General features: G+C 63.3%; 16 protein-coding genes and 1 tRNA gene. 11 read left to right on the top strand and 6 right to left on the bottom strand.

Going from position 1 to position 20564, the window contains the following annotated elements:
* The first annotated feature begins 5 nt into the window (after positions 1-5).
* Together LMJ30_RS11380 and LMJ30_RS11385 are read left to right on the top strand one after the other, a co-directional pair.
* Positions 6-3461: a two-partner secretion domain-containing protein gene (locus LMJ30_RS11380; RefSeq protein ID WP_229432462.1), complete on the top strand. Its 3456-nt coding sequence runs from the start codon at positions 6-8 to the stop codon at positions 3459-3461.
* Positions 3427-4188 carry a FecR family protein gene (locus tag LMJ30_RS11385; protein ID WP_229432463.1) on the top strand — a complete coding sequence of 254 codons (762 nt, stop codon included), beginning with the start codon at positions 3427-3429 and terminating at the stop codon, positions 4186-4188. The genes LMJ30_RS11380 and LMJ30_RS11385 overlap by 35 nt, the downstream gene beginning before the upstream one ends.
* Positions 4189-4259: 71 nt before the next feature.
* Here LMJ30_RS11385 and LMJ30_RS11390 read toward each other — a convergent pair whose 3' ends face one another.
* The 3 genes from LMJ30_RS11390 to LMJ30_RS11400 form a co-directional block, all read right to left on the bottom strand.
* On the bottom strand, positions 4260-6062 hold the full coding sequence (locus tag LMJ30_RS11390; RefSeq protein ID WP_229432464.1) for a PhoH family protein: 1803 nt from the start codon (positions 6060-6062) through the stop codon (positions 4260-4262).
* Between the two features lie 238 nt (positions 6063-6300).
* Positions 6301-6771 (bottom strand): peroxiredoxin, encoded by a 471-nt coding sequence (locus LMJ30_RS11395; protein ID WP_371872998.1) that lies wholly within the window; start codon positions 6769-6771, stop codon positions 6301-6303.
* 122 nt (positions 6772-6893) lie between these two features.
* Complete coding sequence (locus LMJ30_RS11400; RefSeq protein ID WP_229432465.1) at positions 6894-7268, bottom strand: Mth938-like domain-containing protein; 375 nt, start codon at positions 7266-7268, stop codon at positions 6894-6896.
* 165 nt (positions 7269-7433) lie between these two features.
* On the opposite strand from LMJ30_RS11400, the gene LMJ30_RS11405 reads away from it, so the two are divergent.
* The 4 genes from LMJ30_RS11405 to LMJ30_RS11420 all read left to right on the top strand — a co-directional run bounded on the left by LMJ30_RS11405 (position 7434) and on the right by LMJ30_RS11420 (position 12845).
* Positions 7434-8663 (top strand): pyridoxal phosphate-dependent aminotransferase, encoded by a 1230-nt coding sequence (locus LMJ30_RS11405; RefSeq protein WP_229433003.1) that lies wholly within the window; start codon positions 7434-7436, stop codon positions 8661-8663.
* A gap of 22 nt (positions 8664-8685) precedes the next feature.
* Positions 8686-10008 (top strand): homoserine dehydrogenase, encoded by a 1323-nt coding sequence (locus LMJ30_RS11410; RefSeq protein ID WP_229432466.1) that lies wholly within the window; start codon positions 8686-8688, stop codon positions 10006-10008.
* Positions 10009-10206: 198 nt separating this feature from the next.
* The gene (locus tag LMJ30_RS11415; RefSeq protein ID WP_229432467.1) at positions 10207-10962 is read left to right on the top strand and encodes a helix-turn-helix domain-containing protein; all 756 of its coding nucleotides are present in this window, start codon (positions 10207-10209) and stop codon (positions 10960-10962) included.
* Positions 10959-12845: an MFS transporter gene (locus LMJ30_RS11420; RefSeq protein ID WP_229432468.1), complete on the top strand. Its 1887-nt coding sequence runs from the start codon at positions 10959-10961 to the stop codon at positions 12843-12845. The genes LMJ30_RS11415 and LMJ30_RS11420 overlap by 4 nt, the downstream gene beginning before the upstream one ends.
* Positions 12846-12856: 11 nt before the next feature.
* On the opposite strand, the gene LMJ30_RS11425 is transcribed toward LMJ30_RS11420, so the two are convergent.
* Entirely contained in the window at positions 12857-14371 is a 1515-nt protein-coding gene (locus LMJ30_RS11425) for a hybrid sensor histidine kinase/response regulator (RefSeq protein ID WP_229432469.1), read from the bottom strand.
* Positions 14372-14374: 3 nt separating this feature from the next.
* Entirely contained in the window at positions 14375-15874 is a 1500-nt protein-coding gene (locus tag LMJ30_RS11430; protein WP_229432470.1) for an ATPase domain-containing protein, read from the bottom strand.
* 202 nt (positions 15875-16076) lie between these two features.
* On the opposite strand from LMJ30_RS11430, the gene LMJ30_RS11435 reads away from it, so the two are divergent.
* Positions 16077-16153, top strand: a tRNA-Pro gene (locus tag LMJ30_RS11435).
* Positions 16154-16216: 63 nt separating this feature from the next.
* On the opposite strand, the gene LMJ30_RS11440 is transcribed toward LMJ30_RS11435, so the two are convergent.
* The gene (locus tag LMJ30_RS11440) at positions 16217-16666 is read right to left on the bottom strand and encodes a Rap1a/Tai family immunity protein (protein ID WP_371873013.1); all 450 of its coding nucleotides are present in this window, start codon (positions 16664-16666) and stop codon (positions 16217-16219) included.
* Between the two features lie 389 nt (positions 16667-17055).
* Here LMJ30_RS11440 and LMJ30_RS11445 point away from each other — a divergent pair, with 389 nt between their 5' ends.
* The 4 genes from LMJ30_RS11445 to LMJ30_RS11460 are packed head-to-tail and all read left to right on the top strand — an operon-like array spanning position 17056 to position 20542.
* On the top strand, positions 17056-17625 hold the full coding sequence (locus tag LMJ30_RS11445; protein ID WP_371873014.1) for a thermostable hemolysin: 570 nt from the start codon (positions 17056-17058) through the stop codon (positions 17623-17625).
* Positions 17609-19075: an AMP-binding protein gene (locus LMJ30_RS11450; RefSeq protein WP_229432473.1), complete on the top strand. Its 1467-nt coding sequence runs from the start codon at positions 17609-17611 to the stop codon at positions 19073-19075. The genes LMJ30_RS11445 and LMJ30_RS11450 overlap by 17 nt, the downstream gene beginning before the upstream one ends.
* A complete protein-coding gene (locus LMJ30_RS11455) occupies positions 19072-19755 on the top strand; it encodes an iron-containing redox enzyme family protein (RefSeq protein WP_229432474.1) in 684 nt (227 codons plus the stop codon). Before LMJ30_RS11450 ends, LMJ30_RS11455 begins: the two co-directional genes overlap by 4 nt.
* A gap of 4 nt (positions 19756-19759) precedes the next feature.
* Positions 19760-20542, top strand: coding sequence for an SDR family oxidoreductase (locus LMJ30_RS11460; protein WP_229432475.1), 783 nt, complete (start codon positions 19760-19762; stop codon positions 20540-20542).
* Positions 20543-20564 lie beyond the last annotated feature (22 nt).

The raw sequence follows: 20564 nt of genomic DNA on the forward strand, positions 1-20564 counted from the left end.
AGACCATGAACAACAATACGAAGCTCAAATTCATTACCGTGCTGGTGGCGGGCTGTTTCGGCGCCGCCCAGGCAGCGCCAACTCTCCCGACCGTGGTGAGCGGGCAGGCCACCTTCGGCCAGCAGGGCAATGTGTTCACGATTACGAACACGCCGAACGCGATCATCAACTGGCAGTCGTTCTCGGTGAGTTCGGGCGAAGTGACCCGCTTCGTACAGCAGAACGCGGACAGTGCGGTACTGAACCGCATCACCGGCCAGGACCCCAGCCAGATCCTCGGCGCGCTGCAATCGAACGGCCATGTGTTCCTGCTTAATCCGAATGGCGTCATGTTCGGACGCGATGCGCGCATCGACGTGAACGGCCTGACGGCGTCCACCCTCGGCCTGTCCGACGCGGACTTCCTGGCAGGGCGCCGCAACTTCAGCGCCGGCGCGGTGGCGGGCAAGGTCTCGAACCAGGGATCGATCACCACGCCGCACGGCGGCAAGGTGTTCCTGATTGCGGCCAGCGTGGAGAACAGCGGCATCATCAACGCGCCGAATGGCGAAGTCGTGCTGGCCGCGGGCCACTCGGTCCAGCTGGTCGACAGCGCCAACCCCGACCTGCGCGTGGTGGTCGACGCGCCTTCCGGCGAAGCGGTCAACCTGGGGCAGGTGGTATCGCAGGGCGGCAAAATTGGTATCTACGGCGCGCTGGTACGCCAGCGCGGCGTCGTCAACGCCAACAGCGCGGTGCGCGGCGCGAACGGCAAAATCGTGTTGAAGGCCAGCGGCGACACGCTGCTCGAAGCAGGCAGCAGCACCAGCGCGACTGGCGCGGGCACGGGCGGCAATGTCAGCGTCCTGGGGCAGCGCGTTGCGCTGACCGGCGACGCGCGTATCGACGCCAGCGGCGCCGAAGGCGGCGGTACGGTGCTGGTCGGCGGCGACTTCCAGGGCAAGAACCCGGCAGTGCAGAACGCGCGCCAGGCGTGGGTTGGCAAGGACGCCAGCATTCGGGCAGACGCAAGCGGCGCGGGTAATGGCGGCAAGGTGATCGTCTGGTCCGATGACGCAACCCGCGCTTTCGGCACTATCTCCGCGCGCGGCGGATCGGCCGGCGGAAACGGCGGCATGGTCGAAACCTCGGGCCACTACCTCGACGTGAGCGGTGCGCGCGTCGATGCCGGTGCTGGCAAAGGCGACAGCGGTACCTGGCTGCTCGACCCGCTCAACATCATCGTCGATTCCGGCGGCGACCAGCCGCTCTCCGACGCCGACACATTCAGCAAAAACCCCGACCAGACGACTCGCATCGCGCCATCGCTGATCAACAGCGCGACGACCAAGGTGATCCTGCAGGCGACCAATAACATCGACTTCAACAGCGCGGTAACGATCGCGTCGGGTGCGGGCTCGTTGCGGGCAGAGGCGGGCAACGCGATCAGCGTTAATGCCACGATTTCGGCCAACGGCGGCGACCTCGACTTCCGCGCCGGGAACAGCTTTACGCTCGCGGGCGGGGCGTCGCTGGACAGCACCGGCTATATCGACATCAAGACCGACAATATCGTCCTTAACGGTACCATCGGCACCCTGGCCACACGCCCGAACGTGTCGTTCACGCCGTTCTCCGCCGATCGCCCCATGCGTATTTCGAGCACCAAGGCCACCGGCGAACTGACGCTGTCGCCCACTGAGCTGAACCAGATCACGGGCTTCGGCATCAATATCGGCAGCAGCGCCAGTTCCGGTGATATCACGGTAGGCGCCAACTACACGGCAGCGGCAGGCAAGACGCCGAACCTGGTGCTGGAGACGAGCGGCAGCATTCGCGTCCAGGGCATTATCGACCTGTCGACCCACCATCCGGACAGCCACGCGGTGCTTGGCCGCTATGGCGTGTCCAGCGGCGGCATCGAGGTGATCGAGACAAGCGCCATCAAGTCCGCTTCGATCGTCGCGCGCTCGGACAAACTGGTTCTCGGCGGCGAACTCGATGCCGGCGCCGCCGGGAATATCACCATCATGCCGCACAACGCGGCCACCATGATTTCGCTGGGCGGCACCGCTTATGACGAAACGGGCATGCTCGGCCTGTCCAACACGGAGCTGGGCAAGCTGAGTTCAGGATCGCTGACGATCGGCGGCAACGATGGCCAGTCGGGCCGGCTGTCAGTGGTGGGCACCGCCAACCTCGAAGGCGCCGGCAAGGTCGTGCTCGATGCTGGCGAGGGTAACGTGGACATCAACGGGGCGCTGAAGACAAGCTCCCAATTGACACTTGTATCGTTCAACGAGGTAGCGCAAAGCGCCGATGGCATCATCACCGCGCCGTCGCTTGATGCGCGCGGCAGCCTGGTCGACCTGGGGCAGGCCAACGTAGTCAACGCGATTGCGGGCAGCGCCAGCAGCGGCGCCTTCCATTTTGGCTCGGCCGGCAACCTGGTACTGGGCCGCGTGCTGCAGTCCAGCGCGGACAGCACCGATTCGATCACCATCAAGAGCGCAGGTACGCTGAGCATCCCGCAATTCGATCCATTCGAGCCGGATGCGCGCGCGCGGGTACGGTCAGGTGCGGGCGCTGTCCGCCTGTCCAGCACTGGCGCGATGACGATCGACGGCAGCGTTGAATCGGAATCGGGCAGTATCGCGCTAGAGGCGGGCGCCGATGCAGTGCTCAAGATTAGTGCGACCGGCACCGTGAGCTCCACCACCGGGGATGTTTCGCTCAAGGCCAAGCGTGTCACGAACACCGGGTCGGTGACGGCGCCGGCCGGCAAGGTGAGCACCAGCGAAACCGCAGCACCGCCGGTTCGGCCGCCTGTGCAACCTCCGGTGCAGCCGCCGGTTACCCCGCCGGTTACCCCGCCGGTGACCCCGCCGGTCATCCCACCGGTGACCCCGCCGGTCACGCCGCCGGTAACGCCCCCTGTGACGCCACCGGTGACGCCACCCGTGCCGCCGGTCGTTACGCCGCCGGTGGTCGTGCCACCGGTCGATCCAACGCCGCAGGGACCGACCATCGACCAATGCGTCACAGCGCCTGGCACGCCAGGCTGCTCGTCGGTGTTGCCTTCGCTGAGCCAGTGCACGATTGCGCCATCGACGCCGGGCTGCGCGGTTGTGCTGCCGACGCTGGCGCAGTGCGTTGCCAGTCCTACCCTGCAGGAATGCTCCGCGATCCTGCCGACGGTGTCGTCCTGCGTCGCGAATCCGACGGCGCCTGGCTGCGTCGTGGTCCGGCCGGTACCGACCCAGACGCCAGGCGAGAACACATTGGCGACGACCTTGCAGCAGCAGGTTGGCCTTGGTCAGCAGTCCGTGACGGCGGCCGCGCCGCCAGCGCCTCCGACCCAGCCAGCGGAAGAGAAGAAGACCGAAGCAAAAGACAAGGACGACCAGGCGCGCCTGGCCGACAAAGAACCACCAAGTGGAGCCAAAGATGAGAGCCCTCGTAAAAAAACGTACTGTAATTAATGTCCTGCTGTTTTCCGCGATGGTCGCGGTGACAGCGCTGACGTGGGCAGGCCAGGTTGCCGGCACAGTCGTCCACCTGAGCGGCCCGCTGCTGGCGAAAAAAGCTGACGGCTCGGTCAAGATCCTGGCGCGCAAGTCGGAAGTGGAGCAGGGCGACACGCTGGTGGCGGAGAAGGGCACCTATGCGCAGATCCGCTTCATCGACAACAGCGAAGTCACGCTGCGGCCCGAGACGACCTTCAAGATCGAAGCGTTCGCCTACGACGAGGCCAAGCCCGACGCCGACAGCGCCAGCTTCAAGCTGGTCAAGGGCGGCCTGCGTTCGGTCACCGGCCTGCTCGGCAAGCGCAACAAGGAAAAGTTCTCGCTGAAGACGCCGACTGCCACCATCGGTATCCGCGGCACCACCTTCGTTGCGCAGTATGTCGGCGCGCCGCCCGTAACTGCGGGGCCTGCAAGCATGCCCACGCCTGGAACGGGGATGCCGCCAGGCCTGCACGTGCATGTCATCGATGGCTTGATCGTGTTATCCAACACGGGCGGTTCGCAAAACTTCGCGGCCGGCCAGTTTGGTTTCGTCCGCAGTAACGTTGCGCCGCCGGTCATCGTGCCGAACAACCCAGGGCTGAAGTTCACGCCGCCGCCTGTCTTCAACACCACGGACGTTTCTGGCAACGCCGCGGCCGCCCCCCAGAGGGCGGAAGCAGTGGACTGCGAAGTGCGCTGATAAAGCTGCGCGCATAAAAAAACCCTGTACACCTCGCGGTGTACAGGGTTTTTTATTATGCGATTGAAGTCTTACAGCACTTCGCTCGCGTGGTCCGCCAGGCGTGAACGCTCGCCGCGCGCCAGCGTGACGTGGCCGCTGTGCGACCAGCCCTTGAAGCGGTCGACCACGTAGGTCAGGCCGCTGGAGCCTTCGGTCAGGTACGGCGTGTCGATCTGCGCGATATTACCCAGGCAGAGGATCTTGGTGCCAGGGCCGGCGCGGGTGACCAGGGTCTTGATCTGCTTCGGCGTCAGGTTCTGCGCCTCGTCGATGATCAGGAACTTGTTGACGAAGGTACGCCCGCGCATGAAGTTGAGCGACTTGATCTTGATGCGTGAACGGATCAGGTCCTGGGTCGCCGCGCGGCCCCATTCGCCGCCTTCGCCATCGGACTTGTTCAGCACTTCGAGGTTATCGTCGAAAGCGCCCATCCACGGCGACATCTTCTCTTCCTCGGTACCTGGCAGGAAGCCGATGTCCTCGCCGACCGGCACGGTGACGCGGGTGACGATGATCTCGTTGTACAGCTTGGTCTCGAGCACCTGCGCCAGGCCGGCGGCCAGTGCCAGCAGGGTCTTGCCGGTACCGGCCTGGCCGAGCAGGGTGACGAAGTCGCATTCCGGATTCATCAACAGGTTCAGCGCAAAGTTCTGCTCGCGGTTGCGGGCAGTGACGCCCCACACGTTGTTCTTGTTGTGGCTGAAGTCGCGCAGGGTCTGGATGACGGCGGTCTTGCCGTTGATCTGCTTGACCTGGCCGTAGAACGGCGCTTCGCCGCTTTTCGGCTCGAGGAACACGAACTGGTTGACCAGCAGCGTGGGAATGACCGGGCCGGTCATGCGGTAGAACGTGGCCGAGTAGCCGTTCTTGTTCTCCTGCCACGACTCCATGTCCTTGCCGTGCTTGTTCCAGAAATCGTCCGGCAGCTGGACGATGCCCGAATACAGCAGGTCGGTGTCTTCCAGCACATGGTCGTTGAAGTAGTCTTCCGCAGGCAGGCCCAGCGCGCGCGCCTTGATGCGCATGTTGATGTCCTTCGACACCAGCACGATGGCGCGGCCCGGCAGTTCCGCTTCGAGGTTGCGCACCACGCCGAGGATCTGGTTGTCGGCCTTGCCCTGTGGCAGGCCTTCCGGCAGGCCAGGACCGGCTTGCAGGCGGGTCTGGAAGAACAGGCGGCCCTTGGCGTCCTTGTTGCCCAGCTTGGCCAGCGGAATGCCCGCCTCGATGGCGTCGTCGTCGATGCTGCCGACCAGCGCGTCCAGCGTGCGTGACACCTGGCGTGCATTGCGCGCCACTTCGGACATGCCTTTCTTGTGGTCGTCGAGCTCTTCCAGCGTCATCATCGGCAGGTAGACGTCGTGCTCTTCGAAACGGAACAGCGATGTCGGGTCATGCATCAGCACGTTGGTGTCGAGCACGAACATCTTGGTCAGGCCGGTCTGGTCCGCCAGGCGGCTGGCAGTGGATTTGACCGGCATTTCCACCGGCTTGTGCTTGGCCGGGTGCGGCAGCTCGTTTTCGGATGGCTGGCGGGCCTTGCCGCGCGCTGGCTTGACGGCCGGCTCGGCCTTGGCCACTGGCGCGGCAGCTTGCGGCACAGCAGCAGGCGCGGCCGCTGGCGCCGCCGCTGGCGCGGTCAGCAGGCGGGCGGTCTTGCGGCCTTTGGCCGGCTTGGCGATCACTTCGTCATTGACCGGCTCAGGCACGGCGGCCAGTTTCGGCTTGGCGGCGGCGACGGCACGCGCGCCGGTTTTGCCAGCTTCCGCTTTCGGGTAGTCTGCGACCGGCAGCAGTGTGGCCGGCTTGGTTGGTATTTTTGGTAGTGGCATCAGTGTCTCAATCTAAAAATGTCCGGGGATAGCCAGCAGCGTGCACGCAAGCGAGGCCTGCGGCGGCGTAGTTGAAGAACGGCTGGGGCGAATTACGTGGGCGCTGTTCGAGCCCGGAAGATGACCGGGCCGGCAGGCCGCCAGATTGGAATGATGCAAACGGTATAAAGCGTTGACTCAAAATGGGCTGGTGCAATCAGGTTGTACAGCAGGTTGATCAACAAATTAGCCGGGCGAGTCAGGGCTGGCTACGTACAAATTCCAGCACCTCGTCCGCGTGATTTGGAACCTTCACGCCACGCCATTCTTTCACCAAATTACCATTAGCGTCAATGATAAACGTACTGCGCTCGACCCCGCGAACTTGCTTACCATACATATTCTTCATCTTCATGACATTGAACTGGTTGCAGACCGCTTCTTCCGGGTCGGAAATGAGTTCAAAAGGCAGGCCCAGCTTGGACTTGAAGCCTTCGTGCGAGCGCAGCGAATCGCGGCTGATGCCGTAAATTTCGGTCTGCGCCTTTTCAAATTCCGGGTACAGCTCGCGGAAGTTGATGCTTTCTGTCGTGCAGCCGGGGGTATTGTCCTTCGGGTAGAAGTAGAGCACGGTGTAACGGGCAGGGCGGCCCGCCAGTTCGAAAGTCTTTTCGCTGGTCATCGGCGCGGAAAAGTTCGTTACGGGTGCTGCGGATGGGCTGTCGGCCACAGGTCTCTCCTGAGATGGTCGGCGCTGATTTTCGTGCCCCCAATCAGCGCGGCAGGGGGAGGGCAATATGGACAACCTGGCAAATATGGGGGCGCTGGCCCCGCAATCAAGTTGTCGGCTGCTCAGCGCTCGATAATCAGGGCGAGCGTGACCTTGCGGCCTTCGCCCATCAGGATGTTATAGGTGCGGCAGGCGGCCTGGCTGTCCATGCATTCGACGCCGATGCGGCGCGCCGACAGGCTGGCCACCAGGCGCGGGTGCACGAAACGCTGGCGCGCGCCGGTGCCGAGGATGACCACGTCGGGCTGGTCGGCTTCGATCTGCTCGAAATGTTCGGCGGCCAGGCTCTCGAAGTCGGGCACAGGCCAGGGGCGCGGCGCGGTTTCCGGCATGACGATCAGGCTGAAGTCGAAATGCTCGGCGTTGATTTCCACCCCGCTATCGTCATAGCCGGTAACGGTCTGGTATTGTTTGGTGGTGCTGGCGTGAAGCTTCATTGGTAGGGCGCGTGGTTGTTGCAGGGCTTTGCCTGCGTGGGGCATAGCATGCCACAAACAGTTATAAAGCGCTAATTTTCGCGATAAGTTGATTAAATGGAGCGCTTTCGGCAGAATGGGTATTTTTCGCACTGCAACATACGCGCCACCAAACAGGGAATGATTTTGCGACCGATCCTGAAATCGAACAAGCTTGACGACGTCTGCTACGAAATTCGTGGCCCAGCCATGGAAAAGGCCCGCCAGATGGAGGAGGAGGGCCACAAGATCATCAAACTGAACATTGGTAACCTGGCCGTGTTCGGGTTCGATCCGCCCGACGAGATCGTGCACGACATGATCCGCAACATGCACGGCGCGGCCGGCTATACCGACTCCAAAGGCATGTTCGCGCCGCGCAAGGCGGTGATGCACTACACGCAGGAGAAGAACATCGCGGGCGTGACGATCGAGGACATCTACCTCGGCAACGGCGCCTCCGAGCTGATCGTGATGGCGATGAACGGCCTGCTGAACAACGGCGACGAAGTGCTGGTGCCCGCGCCCGACTACCCGCTGTGGACCGCCGCGGTCAGCCTTTCGGGCGGCAACCCGGTGCACTACGTCTGCGACGAGCAGGCCGGCTGGATGCCCGACGTCGAAGACATGCGCCGCAAGATCACCTCGAACACCAAGGCGATCGTCGTCATCAACCCGAACAACCCAACCGGCGCGCTGTATCCGAAAGAGGTCCTGCTCGACATAATCGAGCTGGCGCGCCAGCACCAGCTGATCGTGCTGGCCGATGAAATCTACGACAAGACCCTGTACGACGGCGAAGAACATATCTCGATGGCGTCGCTGGCCGACGACGTGCTGTTCATCACCCTGAACGGCCTGTCGAAGAACTACCGCTCGTGCGGCTACCGGGCCGGCTGGATGGTGGTGTCGGGCGAGAAGCGCCACGCCAAGGACTACATCGATGGGCTGAACATGCTCGCCTCGATGCGCCTGTGCGCCAATGCGCCGGGCCAGTTCGCGATCCAGACCGCGCTGGGCGGCTACCAGAGCATCAATGACCTGGTCGGCCCTGGCGGGCGCCTGCTCAAGCAGCGCGACCTCGCGCACAAGCTGCTGACCGATATTCCGGGCGTTACCTGCGTCAAGCCAAAAGCTGCGCTGTACATGTTCCCGCGCCTCGACCCCGTGATGTACCCGATTGCGGATGACCAGCAGTTCGCCTGCGAGCTGCTGTCCGAGGAAAAAGTGCTGATCGTCCAGGGGACGGGCTTTAACTGGATCGCGCCGGACCACTTCCGGCTGGTGTTCCTGCCCAACTCGGACGACCTTGGCGACGCCTGCGGCCGCATTGCGCGCTTCCTGGACGGCTACCGCCGTCGCCACGGGCGTGGCTGACCTCTAATCTGATACGAAGAATATGAAACCCATCAAAGTAGGCCTGATCGGCCTCGGCGTCGTCGGCGCCGGAACCTACACCGTCTTGCAGCGTAACAGCGAAGAGATCCGGCGCCGCGCCGGCCGCGCCATCGAGATTTCGATGGTCGCCGTGCGTAACACCGCGCGCGCCGAAGGCATCGTGGGCGAGGGCGTGAAAGTCGTCACCGACGCCAACCTGGTCGTCAACGACCCGGACATCGAGATCGTCGTCGAACTGATCGGCGGCTGCGACACCGCGCGCGAACTGGTGCTCAAGGCGATCGCCAACGGCAAGCACGTGGTCACCGCAAACAAGGCGCTGCTGGCGCTGCACGGCAACGAGATTTTCGCCGCCGCGCAGGAGAAGGGCGTGATGGTCGCGTTCGAGGCGGCGGTGGCGGGCGGCATCCCAATCATCAAGGCGCTGCGCGAAGGCCTGACCGCAAACCGTATCGAATCGGTGGCGGGCATCATCAACGGCACCACCAATTTCATCCTGTCCGAAATGCGCGACAAGGGCCTCGACTTCGAGACGGTGCTCAAGCAGGCGCAGGCCCTTGGCTACGCCGAAGCCGATCCGACCTTCGACATCGAAGGCGTGGACGCCGCGCACAAGCTGACCATCATGTCGGCGATCGCGTTCGGCATTCCGGTGCAGTTCGAGAAGGCCTATGTCGAGGGCATCAGCAAGCTGCAGGCGGTCGATATCCGCTATGCCGAGCAGCTGGGCTACCGCATCAAGCTGCTGGGTATCACCCGCCGCGCCGTGATCAATGGCGTTGAAGGCATCGAGCTGCGCGTGCATCCGACCCTGATTCCGGCCAAGCGCCTGATCGCCAATGTCGAAGGCGCGATGAACGCGGTGCTGGTGCAGGCTGACGCTGTCGGCGCATCGCTCTACTACGGCAAGGGCGCGGGAGCCGAGCCGACCGCATCGTCGGTGATTGCCGACCTGGTCGACATCACGCGCCTGGCCACGGCCGACCCGGGCAACCGCGTGCCGCACCTGGCGTTCCAGCCGAACCAGATGACCGACGTGGCGATCCTGCCGATGGACGAGATCACCACCAGCTACTACCTGCGCGTGTACGTCAAGAACCGCCTGGGCGTGATGGCCGACCTGACGCGCATCCTGGCGGACGCGCGCATCTCGATCGACGCGGTGTTGCAGAAGGAACCGGCGGAGAACGCGACGCGCCTCGATATCGTCATGCTGACGCACCAGACGCAGGAGAAGAACATCAACGACGCGATCGCGAAGATCGAGCAGCTCGCGACGGTGGTGGGACAGGTGGTGAGGATCAGGCTGGAGTCGCTGAGCTAACCGGAAAGAGCGACTTTCCACATGTAGGGCGGATAAGGCGAAGCCGCATCCGCCGGGTTGGCGTCTCCGTGGCGCCGATTCGGCGGATGCGGCTTTGCCTTATCCGCCCTACTAGGTGAGCTTGGTCAATGTTCTGGTATCGCTTTTGCAGCTAAGAAGTATTAGTATCTGCTACCAGATTACTATCGGGAATCACCCATGCCGCAAGCGATTACACTCGTCGACACATTAAAGCGCCTGCTCAAAAGCCGCGGGATAACCTACGGCGAACTGGCGGCGCGGATCGGGATGTCGGAGGCGAGCGTTAAACGGATGTTCTCTCAAAAGAATTTCACCCTGCAGCGGCTGGACCAGATCCTGGACGCGGCGGGCATCGGTTTCGATGAACTGAACGCGGCGCAGGGCGGCCCGAAGCTGGTCGCGCAACTGACCCTCGCGCAGGAAAAGGAAATCATCGGCGATCCGCAGCTGCTGGTGGTTGCCGTATCGGCGATGAACCATATCGGCTTCGACGACATCGTACGCACCTACACCCTGAGCGAAGCGCAGGTCACTGCCTGCCTGCTGCGCCTCGATAAAATCGGCTTCCTCGAACTGCTGCCGAATAACCGGGTCAAGCTGCTGATCGCGCGGACCTTCAGCTGGATTGCAAACGGCCCGATCCAGTCCTACTTCCGCAGCGAGGCAGCGGCGGACTACCTGAATGCGCGCTTCGACGGCGCGGGCGAGGTACTGGGCCTGGTGAACGTGATGCTGTCGAAGCAGTCCAGCGCCGCGCTGATCGAACGGCTTAAGCAGGTCGCCGCCGACATCGCCCAGCAGCACCAGATTGACGCGCGCGTGCCGCTGGACCAGAAGCAGGCGATGAGCTTCATGCTCGCGGCGCGCCCGTGGGTGCCGCACGCGTTCCAGGCGCTGCTGCGCCAACCCTCACCTAGCGAGCAATCGTCATGAAACAACAGAGCCAGTTCTCCCTACTGACGCAGCGCCGTTTCGGTCCGTTTTTCTGGACCCAGTTCTTCGGCGCGTTTAACGACAATGTGTTCAAGACCGCCTTGCTGGTGGTGCTGACCTACGATGCGCTGAGCTGGACCGACATGGCGCCGGCCATGCTCAACAGCCTGATCCCGGGCCTGTTCATCCTTCCGTACGTGGTGTTCTCGGCCACTGCCGGCCAGATTGCGGACAAGGTCGAGAAGGGGCGGCTGGCGCGCTTCGTCAAGCTGATCGAGATAGGCATCATGCTGGTCGCCGGCATCGGCTGGATGACGCACAGCCTGTGGATCCTGATTGCCGCGGTGGTCGGCATGGGCGTGCACTCGACCCTGTTCGGGCCCGTGAAGTACGCGTACATGCCGCAGCACCTGAAGCCGGAAGAACTCGTTGGCGGCAACGGGCTGGTGGAAATGGGAACCTTTGTCGGCATTTTGCTCGGGCAGGTGCTGGGCGCCGCGATGGTGCAGGTAAAGCCGTTCGGGATCGAACTGGTGGCAGGGGCCACGCTGCTGTTCGCCGTCATTGGGCTGGTGGCCAGCTACCGCATACCGCATTCGCCCGCACCTGTGCCGGGGTTGAAAATCAGCCGCAATCCGCTGGCTGAATCGGTGCGCAATATCGCGTTCTCGCGCCAGAACCGCACGGTGTTCCTGTCGATGCTGGGTAATTCGTGGTTCTGGTTCTACGGCGCGCTGGTGCTGTCGCAGTTCCCGGTGTTCGCCAAAGACTACCTGCATGGCGACTACAGCGTGTTCGTCATGCTGCTGACGGTGTTCTCGGTGGGTGTCGGCGCCGGCTCGCTGCTGTGCGAACGGCTGTCGGGACACAAGGTGGAAATTGGGCTGGTACCGTTTGGCTCGATCGGCCTGTCGCTGTTCGGGATCGACCTCTATTTTGCGAGCCTTGGCTACACAGGCGCGACGACCGTCGACATGGCCGGCCTGCTGGCGCAGCCGGGTTCACTGCGCATCCTCGGCGACATCCTGATGCTGGGCGTGTTTGGGGGCTTTTATATCGTGCCGCTGTTCGCGCTGATCCAGACCCGCTGCGACCCGGCACACCTGTCGCGCACGATTGGCGGCATGAACATCCTGAACGCGCTGTTCATGGTGGCCGCCGCCGGCCTGGCGATGCTGATGCATGCGCAGGGTTTCACGATTCTCGAGATGTTCCTGGCCACGGCGCTGCTGAACGCCCTTGTTGCGGTGTATATCTTCTCGCTGGTGCCTGAATTCCTGATGCGCTTCCTCGCCTGGCTGCTGATCCACACGATCCACCGCGTGACGACCGTCGACGTCGAGCGCATCCCCGAAGAGGGGCCTGCTGTTTTAGTCTGCAACCATGTCAGCTATGTCGATGCGATTGTGATTGGCGCTGCCAGCCCGCGTCCGATCCGCTTCGTGATGGACCACCGCATCTTCAACACGCCGATCCTGGGCTGGATCTTCCGCACTGCGAAAGCGATTCCCATCGCAGCGGCAAAGGAAGACCAGTGGGTGATGGAGAAGGCTTACGTGGACATCGCCAAGGCGCTGCACGATGGCGAGCTGGTTTGCATTTTCCCGGAAGGGAAGCTGACCTCGACCGGCGAGATCAATGAGTTCCGCGGCGGGATCGCCAAGATCATCGAACGCAGCCCGGTGCCGGTGATACCGATGGCGCTGCGCGGCCTGTGGGGCAGCCTGCTGACCCGCGATCCGGGCAACCTGTTTGAACGCTCGTTCACGCGCGGACCGCGTTCGCGGCTGGCGCTGGCGGTCGGCGTTCCGGTGCCGCCGCAGGAGGCCAGCCCGGAATACCTGTACCAGCAGGTGAGCGCCTTGCGCGGGGACTGGCGTTAAAGGCTGTCGCCTTAGTGGCTGCCTGAAAAGCGGCCATGGGCCAGCTTCTTGATCTCGTCAAAGTTGACCGGCTTGATCAGGTGGTGGTCGAACCCGGCCTCGAAGGTGCGCTGGCGCGCATCGCTCTGGCCCCAGCCGGTGAGCGCGATCATCAGGATCGACTGCGAACCGGGCTGGCTGCGGATGAGGCGCGCCGCTTCGTAGCCATCCATGCTCGGCATGCCCAGGTCCATCACGATCATGTCGGGCCGCGACCGCTGCGCCGCGCTGACAGCCTCGAAACCGTCATAGGCGGTGGCTACATTGCAGTTCTCCATTTCAAACAGCGCCTGCAGCGTGTCGGCAGCATCGCGGTTGTCATCGACGACCAGCACCTTTGGCCGATGGTCCGCTTCGCCAATGGTCGAGTTGTCCTCGTGCGCATGCTCGACGCAACCGTCGCGCAGGACCGGCAGCGCAACGACAAATTCGCTGCCTTTGCCGAGGCCTTCGCTGCTGGCCCAGACGCGCCCGCCGTGCATCTCGGCGAACTGGCGCGACAGCGACAGGCCGATGCCAAGGCCGCTGGCGATTTGGCCGGTCGGCTGGCGGCTTTGCTCGAACATCTCGAAGATGCGTCCAACCGCCGCCGGTTCCAGCCCGATGCCTGAATCCCTGACGTGGATTTCGAGGTTACAGTCCTCGACGAAGGCGCGCACTTCGATGCGGCCTTGCGCTGGCGTGAACTTGATGGCGTTCGACAGGATGTTGGCGACGATCTGTACCACCCGCGCATAGTCGGCATACAGCACCACTTCTTCTTGCGGCAGGTCGTAGTCGATGGTGACGCGCTTGGCCGCGGCAGCGGTCGAGCACAATTCGGTCACGTGGCCGATGATGGAGGCGAAGGTGGTATTGGCGCGCTGGAGCGCGATCTTGCCGCTGTTGATGCGCGCGACATCGAGCAGGTCGTCCACCAGGCGGGTGAGGTGGGTGACCTGGCGCTCGACGACATCGCTCACCTTGGCCACGGCGGGCTGCCCGGGGAACTGGTGTTTGAGCAGGCCCATCGAGGTGCGGATCGGAGCGAGCGGGTTGCGCAGCTCGTGTCCCAGGCTGGCGAGGAACTCATCCTTGCGGCGGTCCGTCTCGCGCACCTGGTATTGCTTGTCCCTTGCGCGCAGCACGGACTGGAGCGAAGTGATCAGGGTGAGCGTGCGGACCGGGCGTTCGAGCAGGGTGACGTTGCCAAGGCTGGAGATCGCTTGGCGCACGCCGGGAGAATCGGCGCCGCGGTGGGTCAGCAGCACGATCGGCAGGTCCGACCAGTTGGGCTGGCATTTGACAAATTCGCCCAGGGTGCGAAGGGCGCCAGTCGGCAGGGCCTCCTCAACGGTCAGCACCGCGCCGACGCCGACCAGCAGTTGCTCGGCAAGGTCGTTGGCGGTGGCGACGATCAGGTTATCGACCCCTGCCATGGAGAGGATTTTCGACGCCAAGGCAGCGTCCTGCCCGCTCGGGGCATAGATGAGTACGCGCTTTTCCATGGTCTATGCGCTCTCGTCGCCGAACAGCAACTGGCACTGTTCTTCATCGAACGATGGGGCGCCCGTGAGGATGCCATGGAAGTCGGCGAGCACGTCGCCGACATGCAGGCCATCGCTGCCCATGCTGAACAACCGGATGGCGCGCTCATGCGGTCCGACCCGCTTCTTGAATACCGAGATTGCCTGGCGCACCTTTCCGCGCGCCTCGAAGTAGCGCAGCATGATGATGCTGTCGGCCACATAGCTGGCGTCGATCGATCCGCTGCCGGGGTTGCCCGGCGATGGGTGGCCGCCAACGATGATGGTGGCGACCCCATGCTGGCCAAGGTAGGTGAGCAGTTCGTGCAGGTGGGTGGCGAGGAAACGTTCGTCCGGCATCGCCTTCAGGTAACCGTTCAGGCTATCGATGACGATGATGCGCGCGCCGCCGCGTTGGGCGCCCACGACGGTGTGCATGAATTCGCCGGGCGACAGCTCGGCAGGATCGATCTGCTGGATGGTCAGCAGGCCGTCCTCGATCGCGCCCTTCAGGTCGATGCCCAAGCCTTCGGAGCGGATCAGCAGGTTGCCTTCGGCCTCCTCGAACAGGAACATGGCGGCCTTTTCGCCGCGCTGCGTTGCTGCGTAGACGTACTGGCTGCACAGCGACGACTTGCCGGTGCCTGGCGGGCCGGAAATCAGCGTGCTGGTGCCCTCGTTGAGGCCGCCGCCGGTAAGCGCGTCGAGTTTGGCAATGCCGCTGGAGAGTTGCTTGTGTTCGCCCTGGGTGCGGGTTTGCGCCGCGACCAGGCGTGGGTAAACGACCAGGCCGCCGGTGACGATTTTATAGTCGTGCGAACCGCCGCGGAAAGCGATGCCGCGGTACTTGACCACGCGCACCCGGCGCCGTTCGCAACCGTAGGATTGGTTGATCAGTTCGAGCGTAATCACGCCATGCGCCACGCTGCGCACCTGCAGGTCGCCCGACAGCGCCGTGCGGTCATCGAGGAAGAGGGTAGTGCAACCTTTGCCGGCGAGGTACTGCTTGAGTGCAAGTACCTGGCGGCGGTAGCGCAAGGGGCTTTCCGCGAGCAGCTGGAGTTCTGACAGCGAGTCGAGTACGACACGGCTCGGCTTGTGCTTTTCGATGGTATCGAGGATGCGCTGGGTGGTCATGCCCATCTCGATTTCGGACGGATGGAAAATCGTGAACTGCTGGTCCGGGTGGAGGATGTTCTCACTCGGAATGATGTCCTCTACGTGGATGCCATCCATCGACCAGCCGTGCGACTGCGCCACCGATTCAAGTTCGACGCGCGTCTCGGCCAGCGTGATGTAGATGACGGATTCGCCGCGCCTTACGCCTTCTTGCAGGAACTGGAGGGCGAGGGTGGTCTTGCCAGTGCCCGGCTCCCCTTCGATGAGGAACAAGCGGTCGCTTGTGAGTCCGCCCCCGAGGATGGTATCGAGGCCGGCGACGCCGGTGGACAGGAAGCGCGTGAGGTCGCTGTTTTGGATTTCCATGCAAGGTGCGCTGGTTGAATTTGCCAGCCATAAGGAGTTGCTGACAATATTATATGAATGGCAAAACGCGTGACGTTCGTTAGGGCGAAGGGTGCATCCGGCGGCTGGGTTTGCGTTTGCGCAAACATGGGGCGGACAAGGGCGGCGGGGCTCGCCGGGGCTGTCAAAAACCCAAAATGCTCTGATATAATTCGCAACTCGTCGGGGCGTAGCGCAGCCTGGTAGCGTACTTGCATGGGGTGCAAGGGGTCGGAAGTTCGAATCTTCTCGCCCCGACCAAGAATTTGTTTTAAAAGCAAAGACCTACGTAGATTTTCTACGTAGGTCTTTTTCATTTTCTGTTCAGCGGCCAGACCCAGACTCTTTCGCCATCCCTTTGCGCATGCCGATGCCATCGTGAGCTTCAAACGGTTTGAACTTTTCAGGCTCTCCGGAGTACCCGGGACGTGACAGGACGTTCGAACGCTTTGCTTGGGCAGGTTCGATCAACGCCCCCTTGTGACGACCGTTCTTATATGGGGATTCGACCGGGTATAGCATTCCTTCAGTGCATGGAAAACGTTTGGCGAGTAAAGCGACCATCAGCTTGGCGGCTGCGGTCCGCTGCAACTGTTCTGGCGGCATGTCCTTTAGCGCCCACACTAGATACGCGTCGATTTCGTGGGCTTTGACCTTATGCGTGTCACACCATTCTTTTCCTTCGGTCGCGTCAGCAACGCCCGCAAGGTAACCGTCCACGTACTGCAGGTCATACTGCTGCTGCGCGGTTCGGTCGAACTTCGACGGACCGATCCATCGCTCGACCGCCTAGCTTCCTGACAGGCGGCCAGGTGCATTGATGGGCTGCGCGTGGGAGAGGTTGGTGATTGTGGCCACGAGGGCCAGCGCGATGGGAGGTTTCAAGATGCGCTCCTGCTGTATGGGACGTCTCATAGTGCAACTCAGAAGCGAGAGGCCACTTGCAGGAACGCAATCGTTGGTCGGGTCTTATGGGATCAGCAGTAAAACTATTGCTGAGGCCCGCGCTCTTCGGGCCCAAGGAAGATTGTCACGGCCCGGCACGGTTAATCTGGGGCTAATGTTCGTTGCATACAGTCGAGCCAACTTGACGAACAGAGCGATAGCCCGTGACTTCTACCTTAGCCTTGCCTGCCTTTCAGCCCGCCCTGGTCGCCGGTCGCGTGCGGCGCGGCAATGAGTTTCAAGTCGAGCAGTTTTGTGCCGGTGACACTGGCCGCGCTGACCTGGAATCCTTTATCGCCCGCGCTTTCATGGACTCCTACGGAGCCGAGGTCAGCCACTTCTGCGACGTGCTGCTCGGCTGCCGCGACGGCCACGGCGAGTGGATCGCGGCCCTCGGCTACACGCTGGCCGCCAGCGGCGAGAACTTCCTCGAGCAATACCTGGATGCGCCCGTCGAGGTCGCGCTGGGCGCACGCATCGGCCGCCCGGTGCCACGTGATGAGATCGTGGAAGTGGGCAACCTTGCGTCCACCCACCCCGGCGCGGCGCGCGCGCTGATCGTCAGCACCACCCGCCTGCTGCACGGCCTCGGCTTGCGCTGGGTCGCCTTCACCGCAACCGCCAGCTTGCTCAATTCCTTCACCCGCCTGCGGCTGCAACCGGAGGTGCTGGCTGTTGCCGATCCGGGCCGGCTGGCCGATGCCGGCCGCAGCTGGGGCAGCTATTACGACACTCAACCCAAGGTGATGTTTGGCGACATCCGCTACGGCTATGGACAACTTGCTTAGTTCTTATTCACCGGACTTTCCGGTAGCCAGCGACGGTACTCAGACGTTCGACCGCGACGCGCTGCAGGAGCGTATCGCGCGCGTGCGTACCGCCCTGACGACCAGGCGCAATCCCCACGGCGCCGTGGCCATTCTTGCCGATAACAGTCCCGACTGGCTGGCGGTCGACCTGGCAACCGCGCAACTCGGCTTGACCCTGGTGCCGTTGCCGCTGTTTTTTACCCCTGCGCAGTGGGTGCATGTGCTGGCCCAAAGCGGGGCCACGGCGCTGTTCTGCGCGCAACCCCAGCAGGGCGCGGCGCTGGGCTTTTCCGCGATGACCGATTATGGCGGCGGGTTGCTGCTGTGCGAGGCGCCCGCTCGCGGCGGGCCGCTGCCGCTGCCCGGCGCACGAAAGATTACGTTTACGTCGGGTACAACCTCGGTGCCGAAGGGGGTATGCCTTACTTCCGAGCAGCAGTGGGAGGTGGCGCATGCCTTGCACCGCGGTGTCAGCGGCCTGGGCATCAAACGCCACCTGTGCTTGCTGCCGTTTGCGGTTCTTCTTGAGAATATTGCCGGCGCTTACACGGCGCTTCTGAGTGGCGCGACGATGATTTGTCCACCGCTGGCCGAAACCGGGTTGCAAGGGGCAAGCGGATTCGATCCGCAGGTGTGCCTGGCCGCGATCGAGCGCTACCAGGCCCAGAGCATTATCTTGTTGCCCCAGATGCTGCAGGCGCTGGTTGCTGCCACCAAACCCGGCGATGCGCGCCTCGCCTGCTTGCGTTTCGTTGCGGTGGGCGGGGCCCGCACGCCGCCTCGCCTGATCGAGCTTGCACGCATGCACGGCTTGCCCGTGTTCGAAGGCTATGGCTTGTCCGAGTGTAGTTCAGTTGTCGCGCTGAACCTGCCTGGCGCCGAGCGCATCGGCAGCGTGGGGCGCGTGTTGCCGCACCGCTCAGTGCGTATCGCCGGGGACGGAGAAATCGAAGTGCGCGGAAACCTGGGGCATTACCTTGGGGAGGCGCCGGCCCCCGACGCCTGGCTCGCCACTGGCGACCTCGGCCATATCGACGCTGATGGCTTCCTGTACATCGAAGGCCGCAAGAAGGACATCCTGATTACCGGCTTCGGCCGCAATGTATCGCCCGAATGGCCCGAAACGGCACTGCTGGGCACCGGCGCCGTCGCCCAGGCGGTGGTCGTCGGCGACGGCATGCCGTTCCTGAGCGCGTTGATCGTGCCTGCGACTGCTGCCATCGATGCCGCACAGATTGCCGCCGCGGTCGGCCTGGCGAACCGCGACCTGCCCGATTACGCACAGATTCGACGCTGGATCCTGGTTGCCCCATTTACGCCGGCCAACGGCCACGCCACCGCCAACGGCCGCCCGCGCCGCCAGCTTATCCAGCAGCATTACGCGCAACAGATCGCATCCCTTTACGACACAACGGAGCACATCGCATGAAGTTTTTTGGAACCCTCCAGGCAGGATCAGAAGCGGAACGCCAGCAACTGTTTGCCATCCCGATCATCCAGGATGCGCTGCGCGGCCAAGTCACCACCTCCCAGTACATTGCCTTCCTCACCCAGGCTTACCACCACGTCAAGCATACTGTTCCGCTGCTGATGGCGTGCGGCAGCCGCCTCGGCAGCGAGCATGAGTGGCTGCGCGAAGCGATCGCAGAATATATTTCCGAGGAGGTCGGCCACCAGGAGTGGATCCTGTCCGATATCGCGGCCTGCGGCGCCGATGCCGAGGCCGTGCGCAAGTCGCGCCCGCATGCCAGCACCGAACTGATGGTCGCCTACGCCTACCACCAGGTGGATCGCTGCAACCCGGTCGGATTCTTTGGCATGGTGCATGTGCTGGAGGGTACCAGCACTGCGCTGGCCACCCATGCGGCGGAAACGATGCGCGGCGCCCTGGGCCTGCCGCCGCAGGCGTTCACCTACCTGAGTTCGCATGGCAGCCTTGACCTTGAACACGTGGCGTTTTTCGAAACCCTGGTCAACCGCCTGACCTCGCCCGACGACCAGCACGCGGTGCTGCATGTGGCGCGGATGATGTACGGCTTGTACGGCGACGTATTCCGCAGCCTGCCGCGCGGCGACGCGCTGTTTGCCGGGGTGGCCAGGCATGGGTAAAACCATGCGTCCGCGTTACCGCGCGGTGATTACCGGCGCCGGCGGCGGCATCGGCGCAGCGATCGCGCGCCAGCTGGCGCCGCTGTCCGATTCGCTGATCCTGGTCGGGCGCAGGGCGGCGCCCCTGCAATTGTTGCGCGCCGAGTTGAAGGTGCCGGTGCAATTGGTCTGCGGCGACCTGGCCGAGCCGGGCACACTTGCCGCGGTCGAGGCGGCCGCGCGCCAGTCTGGCGGACTGAACCTGCTCGTCAACAACGCCGGGGTGAGCGAGTTCCACAGCTTTGAGACCCAGTCGCCCGAGGCTATCCGTTCGATGGTCGACACCAACCTGCTGGCGCCGATGTTGCTGACCCGTCAGTTGCTGCCGCTGCTGCGACAGGCGCCGTCGGCACAGGTTGTCAATGTCGGATCGATCTTCGGCCTGCTCGGGTTCCCGGGTTTCGCCGCTTACGGCGCCAGCAAGTCCGGCCTTAAGGGGTTTTCCCAGGCGTTGCGGCGCGAGCTGTCAGACACCGCCGTCGAGGTACGCCATTTTGCCCCGCGCGCCACCAGCACCGGCATCAACAGCGCCGCGGTCAATGCGATGAATGACGAGCTGAACACTGCGCAGGATAGCCCCGAAGCGGTCGCCGCCGCCTTCGTCGCATTTTTGGGTGGCGATGCGTGGCAGAAGACGCTGGGCGGCAAGGAAAGCTTTTTCGTGCTGCTTAACAAGCTGGTCCCCGCGTTGCCCGACGGCGCGATCCGCAAACAATTGCAGGTGATCCGCAAGCACCTGCCGAGATAACCATTTATTGAAGAGAGGTTCA

The sequence above is a fragment of the Massilia agrisoli genome, from assembly GCF_020831365.1.
In the GTDB taxonomy this organism is placed as follows: Bacteria; Pseudomonadota; Gammaproteobacteria; order Burkholderiales; family Burkholderiaceae_D; genus Telluria_A; species Telluria_A agrisoli.

Coding starts and splice junctions, on each gene's coding strand:
- LMJ30_RS11425 (WP_229432469.1), bottom strand. CDS start 14,371: ATGGAAAAGCGCGTACTCATCTATGCCCCGAGCGGGCAGGACGCTGCC.
- LMJ30_RS11415 (WP_229432467.1), top strand. CDS start 10,207: ATGCCGCAAGCGATTACACTCGTCGACACATTAAAGCGCCTGCTCAAA.
- LMJ30_RS11450 (WP_229432473.1), top strand. CDS start 17,609: ATGGACAACTTGCTTAGTTCTTATTCACCGGACTTTCCGGTAGCCAGC.
- LMJ30_RS11430 (WP_229432470.1), bottom strand. CDS start 15,874: ATGGAAATCCAAAACAGCGACCTCACGCGCTTCCTGTCCACCGGCGTC.
- LMJ30_RS11380 (WP_229432462.1), top strand. CDS start 6: ATGAACAACAATACGAAGCTCAAATTCATTACCGTGCTGGTGGCGGGC.
- LMJ30_RS11385 (WP_229432463.1), top strand. CDS start 3,427: ATGAGAGCCCTCGTAAAAAAACGTACTGTAATTAATGTCCTGCTGTTT.
- LMJ30_RS11410 (WP_229432466.1), top strand. CDS start 8,686: ATGAAACCCATCAAAGTAGGCCTGATCGGCCTCGGCGTCGTCGGCGCC.
- LMJ30_RS11390 (WP_229432464.1), bottom strand. CDS start 6,062: ATGCCACTACCAAAAATACCAACCAAGCCGGCCACACTGCTGCCGGTC.
- LMJ30_RS11455 (WP_229432474.1), top strand. CDS start 19,072: ATGAAGTTTTTTGGAACCCTCCAGGCAGGATCAGAAGCGGAACGCCAG.
- LMJ30_RS11420 (WP_229432468.1), top strand. CDS start 10,959: ATGAAACAACAGAGCCAGTTCTCCCTACTGACGCAGCGCCGTTTCGGT.
- LMJ30_RS11400 (WP_229432465.1), bottom strand. CDS start 7,268: ATGAAGCTTCACGCCAGCACCACCAAACAATACCAGACCGTTACCGGC.
- LMJ30_RS11460 (WP_229432475.1), top strand. CDS start 19,760: ATGCGTCCGCGTTACCGCGCGGTGATTACCGGCGCCGGCGGCGGCATC.